Source organism: Streptomyces sp. ADI95-16 (assembly GCF_003721495.1).
GTDB lineage: Bacteria > Actinomycetota > Actinomycetes > Streptomycetales > Streptomycetaceae > Streptomyces > Streptomyces goshikiensis.
Genome location: NZ_CP033581.1, coordinates 1,378,284 through 1,389,479 on the forward strand (window position 1 = coordinate 1,378,284; position 11,196 = coordinate 1,389,479).

The window sequence follows — 11,196 nt, forward strand, 5'->3', positions numbered from 1 at the left end:
CGAGACGGCCCGGTCACAGCCCTAGGGCCTGCCTTTCGGATCAGGCCGGATCAGGGAGCGGGCCCTAGCCGCGGCCGCGGGGCTTGCCGCGGCGGGCGCCTGCGCCCTTGCCGCCGCCCTTCGCGCCCTTGGCGCCGCCGGAGCCGCCGCGGGGGTTCTTGCCCGGCGCGGGCTTGCGCCGCGCCCCGCCGCCCGTGTCGGGCCGCTTGGCCTTCGGCTGCGCGGCCGGCGTCGCTGCCGGCGGCTTGCCGCGCCCCCGGGAGCTGTTGACGGTCCGCCCCCGGACGATCCCGATGAACTCCTCCACCAGGTCGGTGGTCTCGTCCTCCGGCCAGGACAGCGCGACGCGCGACTCCGGCGCGTCCGAGACGGTCCGGTAGGTGAGGTCCTTGCGGTGGTGCAGGCGCGCCAGGGACTGCGGGACGACGAGCACGCCGATCCCGGCCGCGACCAGCTCGATGGCGTCCGCCGTCGTCGCGGGGCGCTCGATCGCGGGCTTGCCCGGCAGCCGCTCCCAGTCCAGGGTGTCGTCCATCGGGTGCAGCACGATCTCGTCGGCCAGGTCCTCGACGGAGATCTCCTCGACGGCCGCCACGAGGTGGTCCTTCGGGACCACGACCACCGTCACCTCGGTGTAGAGCGGGATCGCGCTGAGCGCCGTCCGGTCGATCGGCAGCCGTACGAACCCGGCGTCGGCACCGCGGGCCCGCAGGACGTCGGGCGCCCCGACGGGGTCCACCGGGACGAGGGTCAGCGGGACGTCGGGCAGTCGCTCGTTCCAGATCCGCACCCACTTGCTGGGCGTCACCCCGGGAACGTAGGCGAGCCGGAACGAAGGAGGTACTTCCGAGCCTGTCACCCGCCCAGATTACCGGTCGTGGTCGGAGGTATCGCACACGCTCGCTACTCTTGACACCATGACGTCGCACCAGACCTCCCAGACGATGAAGCCCGCGACCGCGGCGAAGAAGCTGGGTGTGTACCTCGAAGCCACACCCGCAGAGTTCCAGGAGGGTGTCGTTTCGCGCACCGAGTTGAGTGCGCTGCAGGCCGATCCGCCCCAGTGGCTGCAGGATCTGCGACGGGGCGGCCCCCACCCCCGGCCCGTGGTCGCGGCCAAGCTCGGCGTCTCCATCGCCGGCCTCGCCCGCGGCGGGATCACCGACCCGCTGACCACGGACGAGATCGACGCCCTGAAGACCGAGAACCCCGAGTGGCTCCAGAAGGAGCGCGCCACCCAGGCCGAGGTCCGCAAGGAGGCCGTCCGCATCAAGGAGAAGCAGGCCGAGAAGGCGGAGCGCGCGCAGAAGCAGCAGCCGAACGCCTGATCTGCTGATCTGCCCGATCCCCGGCCCACCGCGGCCACCCGTCACACCCCGTCACCCCGTGTGACGACCCAGAGGTCCCCGGCGACGTGATCGCCGGGGACCTCTGCGCTGCCCGCCCGTCACCCGCCCGGCCCGCGTGCGCTCCCCCGGACGCGGCATACAACCGTGCCCGCCCGTGTTGGAACTCGTTGTTGAGGTTCGTTGACAGTTCAACACCGAAGGCAGGCACAGCGATATGACAGACATCGACTGGGACCACCCGAACGACCCGAAGACGGGCTGGGCCCTGGACCACGTCAAGCAGTACGTCAGCTCGAACGGCGCCGAGGGCCAGCACTGGAACGGCACCCAGACGCTGCTGCTCACCACGGTGGGACGGGTCTCCGGCAACCCCGTGCGGACCCCGCTCATCTACGGCGAGGACGACGGCCGCTACTTCATCGTCGCCTCGTACGGCGGCGCCCCCGATCACCCGCTCTGGTACAAGAACCTCACGGCCCACCCCGAGGTCCGCATCCAGGTCGGCCCGAAGGTCATGCAGGGGACGGCCCGTACGGCCACGCCCGAGGAGCGCACCGCGTACTGGCCGCTGATGGTGAAGCACTGGCCCTCGTACGACGAGTACCAGGCCAAGACCGACCGGGTGATCCCGATCGTGGTGATCGAGCCGAAGGACGCCTAGCCGGGCCGTCCCGGGCCCGTTCCAGGCCCGGCCTAGGTCCGTTCCAGGACCGCCATGGCCGCGTTGTGGCCGGGGACCCCGCTGACCCCGCCGCCGCGGACCGCGCCCGCCCCGCACAGCAGCACGTTCGGGTGGGTCGTCTCCACTCCCCACCGGGACCCGTCCGTCCCGTCCCCGTACGGCCAGGACAGGTCCCGGTGGAAGATGTGGCCGCCGGGCAGCCGCAGTTCGCGCTCCAGGTCCAGCGGGGTCTTGGCCTCGATGCAGGGCCGGCCGTCGGCGTCGAGCGCGAGGCATTCGGTGATGGGCTCGGCGAGGTGGGCGTCGAGCTGCGCGAGGGTGCCGGTGAGCAGGACCTCGCGCACCCCCTGGTTGTCCTTCTCGAACAGCCGGGCCGGGGTGTGCAGGCCGAACAGCGTGAGGGTCTGGTAGCCCCGCTCCACCAGATCCGGCCCGAGGATCGACGGGTCGGTCAGCGAGTGGCAGTAGATCTCCGAGGGCGGTACGGAGGGCAGCTCGCCGGAGGCCGCCTCGGCGTGGGCCCGGCGCAGTTCCTCGTACCCCTCGGCGATGTGGAAGGTGCCGCCGAAGGCCTCGCGCGGGTCCACCGAGGTGTCCCGCAGCCGGGGCAGCCGCCGCAGCAGCATGTTGACCTTGAGCTGCGCGCCCTCGGCGGGGGCCGGGGCGCTCTCGCCGAGCAGTCCGGCCAGGGCCTGCGGCGAGGCGTTGACCAGTACGTTCCGTCCGACGACCCGGCCCTCCCCGGTGGCGGTGCGGAAGGTCACCTCGGCCGGAGCCGTCCCGTCCGTGTCGATCCGGAGCGCCTCGTGCCCGGTGGCGATCTCCGCTCCGGCGGCCCGCGCGGCCGTGGCCAGGGCGTCGGTGAGGGCGCCCATCCCGCCGACCGGGACGTCCCAGTCGCCGGTGCCGCCGCCGATGACGTGGTAGAGGAAGCAGCGGTTCTGCGCGAGCGAGGGGTCGTGGGCGTCCGCGAAGGTGCCGATCAGGCCGTCCGTGAGGACCACGCCGCGGACCAGGTCGTCGGCGAAGTTCCGCTCCACGGCCTGCCCGAGCGGCTCCTCGAAGAGCATCCGCCAGGCGGCCTCGTCGTCGACGCGGGCCCGCAGCTCCGCCCGTGTCGGCAGCGGTTCGGTCAGCGTCGGGAACACCTTCCGGGCGACCTGCCCGGTCGTCCCGTAGAAGGCGCGCCAGTTCTCGTACTCCCGGTCCGAGCCGGTCAGCCGGGCGAAGGACTCCCTGGTGCGGGCCTCGTCGCCGCCGACGAGCAGCCCGCCGGGCCGTCCGTCGCGCTCGGCGGGGGTGTACGAGGAGACCGAGCGCCGCCGCACCTCGAAGCGGAGTCCGAGCTCGCGGACGATCTTCGGCGGGAGCAGCGAGACCAGGTAGGAGTAGCGCGACAGCCGGGCGTCCAGGCCGGCGAACGGGCGGGTGGAGATCGCGGCCCCGCCGGTGTGCCCGAGGCGCTCCAGGACCAGGACGGACTTCCCCGCCCGGGCCAGGTAGGCGGCGGCGACCAGGCCGTTGTGCCCGCCCCCCACGATCACCGCGTCGTATACGTCAGATCCGAACACGTCCGTCGTCATGGCTCTTGGTAACACACCTGGCCCAGCCGCTCCAGACAGTGTGCCTCGTCGGCGTGGGCCGCGACGGTCTCGGGATGTTCGTCGCCGAGGGATCGTTCGCGGATGCCGGAGAGTTCCCGGTACACGGGGAGCGCCTCGTGCCAGCGGCCGAGCCGGCCGAGCCCGACGGCCAGTTCACGGCGGCTGACCAGGGTGTCCGGGTGCTCTGCGCCGAGCTCCGCCGCGCGCGCCGCGGCGACCTGGCGGGCCTCGGTCACGGCTTCCTCCCAGCGCTCCAGGCGGCCCAGGTTGACGCCGAGGACGTGCCGGGCGCGGAGCGTCTCGGGGTCGGTGGCGCCGTAGGCCCGGGTGCGGTCGCGGACCAGGCCCCGGAACAGGTCGAGGGCCTCGGCGGCGCGGCCGGTGCGGCCGAGGGCGATGCCGATCTCGTAGCGGGCGGCGAGGGCGTCGGGGTGGTCCCGGCCGAGCACCCGGTCGCGTACGGCGGCCACCTCGCGGAACGCGGCCAGTGCCTCGTCCCAGCGGCCGAGCCGGCCCAGGGCGTAGGCCACCTCGTACCGGGTCAGCAGGGTGTCGGCGTGCTCGGGGCCCAGGACGGCGGCCCGGTCGGCGGCCACGTCGGCGGCGGTGCGCAGGGCGTCCTCGTACCGGCCGAGGGCGCCCATGGCGCAGGCCAGGTTGTGGCGGCAGCGCAGGGTGTCGGGGTGGCGCGGGCCCATGGTCCGGGCGCGGGCGGCCAGTACCGCCCCGTAGATCTCGTACGCCTCGCGGTGGCGGCCGAGCCGGCCCTGCTCGTACGCCTCCTCCTGGCGGGCGGCGAGGGTGTCCGGGTGGTCGGGGCCGAGCACCCGGGCGCGCCCGGCGGCCACCGTCGCGTACACGGCGAGGGCTTCCTCGGGGCGGCCGGCGCGGCTGAGGGTGAACGCGCGGGTGTGCCCGGCGGCGAGCGCGTCGGGGTGGTCGGGGTCGGCCGGTCCGGGGCCGGCGGGCCGCGGCAGCCCGTAGGCGGCGGTCAGCCGCGGGTCCTCGGCGGCCGCGGGCCGCAGGATCCGCTGGGCACCGCTGACGCGCGGCGCGCCATCGGCCGGGGCGGCGGTGCGGGCGGCGGTCCAGGAGCCGGTGAGGACGGCCCATTCGCCGCTGGCGGGGCGGGCGTCGATGCCCGCCTTGCGGCCCGCGGTCATGCCCTGGGCCCACACGGGCAGCGGGGCGTGATGAGCGGTGTGCGGGCCGCCGGGCAGGCCGCCGGGGCCGAGGCGGGCCTCGACGAGCGTGCGGTGCAGGTGGCGGGCGTCGCCGGGGCGGTCCTCGGGGCGCTTGGCGAGCAGGTCCAGGACGGCCCGCTCGATGTACTCGGGCAGTTCGGGGCGGTGTTCGCGCAGCGGTACGGGGATGTTGTCGCGGTGCCCGACCAGCACGGACCAGGAGTCGCCGAGGTCGAAGGGCGGGGCGCCGGTGGCGATCTCGTACAGCACGCAGCCGAGGGAGTAGAGGTCGCTGCGGTGGTCGACCTCGCCGCCGGCGATCTGCTCGGGCGACATGTAGTGCGGGGTGCCCATGGCCATGCCGCCGCCGGTGAGCTTGGCGGTGAAGCCGATGTCGTGGGCGAGGCGGGCGATGCCGAAGTCGCAGATCTTCACGGTGCCGTCGGTGAGCCGCATGATGTTGGCGGGCTTCAGGTCGCGGTGGACCACGCCCTGGTCATGGGTGTAGCCGAGGGCGGCGGCCAGCTGCTCGGCGATGTCGACGACGACGTCCACGGGCAGCGGGCGCGCCTCGTTCTCCTCCATGAGCTGGCTGAGGTTGCGGCCTTCGAGGAGTTCCATGACGAGGTAGAGGGGGCCGCCCGCGGCGCTGTCGTCGCCGAAGTCGTGGACGACGGTCACGCCCCGGTGCTGGAGGGACGCGGCGACGCGCGCCTCACGGCGGAACCGCTCGCGCAGCACCTGGGTGAAGTGGGCGTCCTGCTCGGGCCCGATCGGCTTGAGGCACTTCACGGCGACCTGCCGGCCCAGCGATTCGTCCCGGGCCCGCCACACCTCGCCCATGCCGCCGCGCCCGATCAGATCGAGCGACCGGTACCGGCCCTGGATCAGTCTGGACTCCGCCATGTCTTGAAGCCGCCCCCGTCGTCTGCCGCGTCCTGTGCGCCCTGTGCGTCCTGTGCCCTCCCCGGCCGGTCCAGTATGGAGGCTGATGTACGCAGTGTGTACGGGGAGGGGCGACTGCCGGGGCCCATGCGGCGCATCGCCTTCAAGATGTGACCTGGAGGCAGCTGCCAGCGCAGACCTGCGGGAACGGAGCGCAGCAGGTGGCCCGTGAGGCGCAGGCGCCGGGTGATGGTGCGCGGGGGCGGCGCGGGTCTCCCGTACAGCTCGTGCGCCCAGCCGGGGAGGGATCCGTACGCGAGGCCGGCGAGCGGCCGCCACAACAGGTTTCGGCCAGGGACGAGCAGCGGGTGGACGGGCGGGGCGCTCAGGAATTCGTCCACCTCGCGGGCGTCGGCGCCGGCGGCGAGCTCGGGCCGGACCTTCTCGAAGTAGGCGGCCAACTGGGCGGTGTCGGCGGGGACCCCGCCCGGGTCGAGCCCGACGAGGCGGGCGTTGACCCGGTTCTCGTCCACGTAGCGGTCGGCCTGGGCGGGGGTGAGGGGCACGCCGGAGCGGCGCAGGACGTGGAGGAAGCTGTCGATCTGCGCGCAGTGCACCCAGAGCAGCAGCGCGGGATCGTCGACGGGGAAGCGCTCCTTGGTGACGGGGTCGGTGGCGGACAGCGTCCGGTGGATCCGCCGGACGCGGGCCCCGGCCCGCTCGGCGGCGTCGGTGGTGCCGTAGGTGAGCGTGCCGACGAAGTCGGCGGTCCGCAGCAGCCGCCCCCAGGCGTCCGCCCGGAAGTCGGAGTTCTCCATGACCCCCCGGACGGCGCGCGGATGCAGGGCTTGCAGGTACAGCGCCCGCACGCCGGCGATCCACATCACCGGATCCCCGTGGCACTGCCAGGTCACGGACCCCGGCCCGTACAGCCCGGGATCGCCCCCGGCATCCGGTCGCACCGCAGCCGTGCTGTGCCGCATGACGCACCTCCCGCGACGAGGGATCACCCGTTGCGACGCGATCGTTCGCGACCTCGGCCGGCTGTCGGTGGCCGCCCGTATTCTCACCGCCATGATGTCTCCTTCCCCGGACGCGGGTGATCCGATCCTCCGGGCGTTACGCACGCTGCCGCGGGACCGCAGGAACACCGCGCCCGAGACGCGAGCCCGCTTCGAGTACCAGGACGAGTGCATCGCCCTTCTGCTGCTGGAGCATCTGGCCGACGATCTCCACGGGGTGCTGGTGGAGCATTCGACGGACGTCATCCTGATCCCTCGCGAGGGACTTCCGGAGTTGGTGTCCGTCAAACACCGCGAGCCCCATCACCGGGCGGAGCCGGGGTGGACCTGGGCGGCTCTGCAGAAGGACCGCGTCCTCGCCGACCTGCACGCCGCGTGGGTGGCGGCGGGGAGGGCGTGCACGGTGGCCTTCCACAGCAACGCGGGCTTCAGCGGTCCCGCGGGCGTCCTGCGCAACGCGACCGCACCGGGTGACCCGTCCGCCGTGCGGGAAGCGGTCGCCGCACTGTCCCGGCGCCTGGGAGTGACGGCCGAGGAGGCCACGGCCTTCCTCGCCGCGCTCAGCTTCCCGCGGCACCCCCTGCCCCGGCGGAACGAGATCACCGACGTCGGCGTGGGGCGCACGGCGGACTGGCTGGTGGCCCGGGGCCGTTCCGCCGTCCACGCCCCGGCGTGCTGGGAAGCGCTGCTGACGCGCATCGCCGCGGCGAGCACCGACCGGCCCGTGTCACGCCGGCCCGGTGCGGCGCATGTCGCGGCCACGATCCGCGAGTCCCTGGACGCCGCGGCCCTGCGCACCGTCGCACAGCGGTTCGTCTCGGCGGAAGAGACCCGAGACCTGCTGCTCGCCCAGGCCGACCAGCCGGACGCAGCCGCCGCCCCCGCACCCGCCCCCGCACCCGCACCCGCCCGGCAGCAGCAGCAGCAGTGGGAGCCCGACCCCTTGTTCGTCGGCAGAGAGGCCGAACTCCGCCGGCTGACAGCGCTCTTGGAACCGGGAGCGGAGCAACCCGTCACCCCGGTCGTCATCCACGGACTGACCGGCACCGGAAAGACCAGCCTCGCCCTTCAGTTCGCCGCGCTGCACTCGGGCAGGCTGCACCCGGTGCTCGTCGACGGCAGCAACCGGGCCGCTCTGCGCTTCGATCTGAGCGAACTGGCCGACGAGGCGGACCGGCCCGGCCGGCCCCGCCGGTCCATCGACCTGTCCGGACCGGTCGCGGCGTCCCTCCCCGGGGGCTTCGACACGCTCCTCATCGTGGACGGCGTCACCGATCCGGCCACGGTCCAGGGGCTCGTCCCGCGCCGGTCCGCGTGCCGGGTCATCATCACCACGACCACGGGGCACATCGACGAGTACCAGCACGTCGCGCTCGGCTCCTGGTCCACCGACGAGACGCTCGCGTTCGTGTCGCAGGTGCTGCCCGCCACCCCTCCCGCCGAAGCCGAGCGCCTGGCCGTCCACCTCGGTGGCCTCCCGCTGGCCGTCAACCAGGCGGTGAACTACTGCCGAACCGTGGAACTCGACGTCCCCCGCTACCTCGACCGCCTCCACAAGGCGGCGACGAGCGTGCTGAGCAAGGGGGCCGCGAGCGGCCACCCCGTAACGGTGGCGGCCGCGGTGCAGCTGGCCTTGCAGGCCGTGGAAGAACGGAATCCGCTCGCGCGCCGGCTGCTCGTCCTGCTGTCCCATCTGGGCGTCGAGGCGGTCGACACGGCTCTGTTCGACGAAGAGCCGGTCCGGCCGTTCGTCATCGCGGCGCCCTCCGTCCCCCCTGCCCGGCGCGGCTGGCGCCGTCTGCTCCGCAGCGGCTCGCCCCCGCCGCTCCGGGGCGACTGCCTCACACTGAGCGACGAGGGCTGGCAGGCCAGATCCGACCTCCACGACGACGTCCAGCGGGACGAGGCCCTCGCCTGTCTGCGCGCGTTCTCACTCGTCGCCCTGGACGGCGGCCGGGTCTCCGTTCACCCGCTGATCAGCCTGCTGATCGCCGAGGGCACGGAGGACTCGGCCACCTGGACCGAGACCGCCTTCGGTCTGTTCACCTCTCAGCTCCAGGCCGCCACGGCAGGCAGCCCTCATGTCCTCGATCGTCACGTCGGCCACATCACCAAGATCGTGGATGTCGCCCTCCGGCACGACATGCACGGACCCGCGGTCCTGGCCGTGGGACACGCACTCGTCGGACGGCTCTGCGCGCTGGGGGACGAGGAGCTCGCGGTGCGGCTCGGCGGCGAACTCCTCAAGGTGGCCGAACGCCTTCCCCACGACTATCCGGCCCGCCACCACATGGTGTTCGGGATGCGCACCGCCCTTGTGCAGGCGTACGTACACAGCGGGAACCCGCAGACGGCTCTGGAACTGGCGATGTCCAACCTCACGTTCGCCCAGACCGTCCGCGACGCGCACGCCGTCACCCGGGCCTACCTCCAGCTGGGCTCCGCGGCGGTGTACCTCGGCCGCCGCGATGTCGCCGAATCCGTACTCGGCCACATCCCCGGCATGGCGGAGATCGAGCGACTGAAGGACTCTGGCCAGCCGGCGAGAGCGCTGACCGTGGCCCATGTGCGCTGGCGGCTGCTCGATCTGACGAACCGGCTGGAAGAGGGCGCCGAGGCGGTGGCCTGGTCGCTCGCCTGCGTACGGGAGCTCGGCGACCGGCTCCCGGGCGATCTCGTGCGCGTCGTCCACGCGGACGCCGCCATGGTGGGCCGGCTCAGCCGTGATCCCGACCTCCCTCCCGCCTACCGCTACGGCGACCTGCGCGAGGAGCCGGGGCACCAGGCCGAACGCACCGACCGGATGCACTTCAAGATGCGGCTCGACCGAGCGGATGTGGCGATCGGGCAGGACGACTTGCGGCTGGCCCGGGAGCTCCTGGAAGCCGTCGAAGCCCCGCTGACCGCACAGTTCGGCGTCCCGAGCATGATGTACGCGACCTTCCTCGGCATCCGCGGACGCCTGCGGCTGCACGAGGCGATGGCGGGCCGCGTCCCGCCGGATGCCGCGGTCCTCGACCTCACCGCGGCCGTCGAAGAGCTCCGGGGCACCACGGGCCCCGAACGCCGCGGCAACCTGCCCGCGGCCCTGATCAACCTGGCGCAGGCGTACGCGCTCCGGGGCGCCCTCGACGAGGCGGAAACCGCCGCGCGCGAGGCGTACGAAGAAGACCTCCGCACCTACGGCCCCGACCACCCGGAGACCCAGACCGACCTGGACATGCTGACCGCACTGCGCACCCCACCGCACCGCCCCACACCCCCCTGACCCGGACGGGCGCGGTGTGACCACAGCCGGTAGGTGTCACTGGCGCATTGCACTGACCTGCAGTTTTGCCAACTGGCTTCAGCGCCCTGCTGGGTCATCTACCGAGTTTTCTTGGCACATTGGTACAGGGAACTCCCGCGAAACCGGCCCTGTGGCCCCATCCAGGGGATGATCAGTGAGGGCTCGGCAGGGTGTCGCGGCGTCTGCCGCAGGCCGCACCACTGGGTTCCCCGCGCCTTGAGACGCCTTACGGACAGCCGGAAGACCCGTGCGATGATCTTCGAAATCCCACCGCACTCTTGGCATGTAAGGCGAAAACGTGGCTCCCCAGCCCCTGCTGCTCAATCACGCCCCCGTTGACGCAGCGAGCGCCGCCGACCCCTGGTCAGACACATCGACCCTGCACGACCTCGCCCGAATGCATTCCATCTCGGCTGATGCCGTCGGCCAACTCGTCACGACGCCGGGTTGGACCGCTCGTTGGACCACAGCGTGGCGTTTCGGACGTACGTTGGTCGGCTGCGCCGTTAGGGACCTGGGCGAGATCGACTTGCTCTCGACTGTTCCAGTGCGCCGTTTCACTTGGCGTACTGATCAGTGGCATCGTCCCGGCCTTGGATATTTGGTCAGTACCGAACGCCACCATGGCTTCGAGAGCTTCGAGGAGGAACTCCTCCTTCTGGCAGCGGACTTCTCAGGATCACTTGTGGAGGCTCTGGCTCAGCCGTTCCGTCTGCGCTTCCAGACCGTCAACGGGAGTGTCGAGCACACGCCTGACTATCTCCTGCTGACCGACGGCACACCGTGGCTCATCGACGTGCGGCCAGCGAAGCGGGTCGCGCCCGAGGACGAGGTCAAATTCGCCGCGGCGGCCGAGGTTGCCCTGGCTGCCGGGTGGAACTACGCGGTGGTTTCCGGCTGGCACGACCAGGCAGTAGGTCTCATCGACACCTTCTCGGCGGGGCGAAGGCACTTGACCGATCCACTGCAACTACAGGAACAGTTGCTTCTGGCCGCCGAAGACGGACCGCAGCCATTCGGTGCCCTCGTGGGACGCTGCAGCCTGGAAGCCGTTGCCCGGGCGCACGCAGTCCATCTGCTGTGGCATCGCCGGTTGGGCGTGCGGATCTCAGGCCCTCTGACTGATGCCAGCACGATCCGGTTGTCCCCCGTTCTCAGCGCCGTGACCGGGGGGTGGTGAC

The 11,196-nt window shown here is 72.6% G+C and carries 8 protein-coding genes; 4 read left to right on the top strand and 4 right to left on the bottom strand.

All coding sequences use genetic code 11. From position 1 onward, the window contains the following. Positions 1–64: 64 nt before the first annotated feature. Entirely contained in the window at positions 65–859 is a 795-nt protein-coding gene (locus EES41_RS05630) for a LysR family substrate-binding domain-containing protein (protein WP_123076179.1), read from the bottom strand. 58 nt (positions 860–917) lie between these two features. Between EES41_RS05630 and EES41_RS05635 the strand changes: the two genes are divergently transcribed. Together EES41_RS05635 and EES41_RS05640 are read left to right on the top strand one after the other, a co-directional pair. Continuing rightward, positions 918–1,328: a DUF5997 family protein gene (locus tag EES41_RS05635; protein WP_123076181.1), complete on the top strand. Its 411-nt coding sequence runs from the start codon at positions 918–920 to the stop codon at positions 1,326–1,328. Between the two features lie 235 nt (positions 1,329–1,563). After that, complete coding sequence (locus tag EES41_RS05640) at positions 1,564–2,010, top strand: nitroreductase family deazaflavin-dependent oxidoreductase (RefSeq protein WP_123076183.1); 447 nt, start codon at positions 1,564–1,566, stop codon at positions 2,008–2,010. Between the two features lie 32 nt (positions 2,011–2,042). On the opposite strand, the gene EES41_RS05645 is transcribed toward EES41_RS05640, so the two are convergent. The 3 genes from EES41_RS05645 to EES41_RS05655 are packed head-to-tail and all read right to left on the bottom strand — an operon-like array spanning position 2,043 to position 6,687. Continuing rightward, on the bottom strand, positions 2,043–3,614 hold the full coding sequence (locus EES41_RS05645; protein WP_123076185.1) for an NAD(P)/FAD-dependent oxidoreductase: 1,572 nt from the start codon (positions 3,612–3,614) through the stop codon (positions 2,043–2,045). Further along, complete coding sequence (locus EES41_RS05650) at positions 3,611–5,725, bottom strand: serine/threonine-protein kinase (protein ID WP_123076187.1); 2,115 nt, start codon at positions 5,723–5,725, stop codon at positions 3,611–3,613. Before EES41_RS05650 ends, EES41_RS05645 begins: the two co-directional genes overlap by 4 nt. Next, complete coding sequence (locus EES41_RS05655) at positions 5,707–6,687, bottom strand: oxygenase MpaB family protein (protein ID WP_123076189.1); 981 nt, start codon at positions 6,685–6,687, stop codon at positions 5,707–5,709. The genes EES41_RS05650 and EES41_RS05655 overlap by 19 nt, the downstream gene beginning before the upstream one ends. Before the next feature lie 91 nt (positions 6,688–6,778). On the opposite strand from EES41_RS05655, the gene EES41_RS05660 reads away from it, so the two are divergent. Continuing rightward, the gene (locus EES41_RS05660; protein ID WP_164495754.1) at positions 6,779–9,994 is read left to right on the top strand and encodes an AAA family ATPase; all 3,216 of its coding nucleotides are present in this window, start codon (positions 6,779–6,781) and stop codon (positions 9,992–9,994) included. 319 nt (positions 9,995–10,313) lie between these two features. Continuing rightward, positions 10,314–11,195, top strand: coding sequence for a TnsA-like heteromeric transposase endonuclease subunit (locus EES41_RS05665; RefSeq protein WP_164495755.1), 882 nt, complete (start codon positions 10,314–10,316; stop codon positions 11,193–11,195). Position 11,196: the final 1 nt, after the last annotated feature.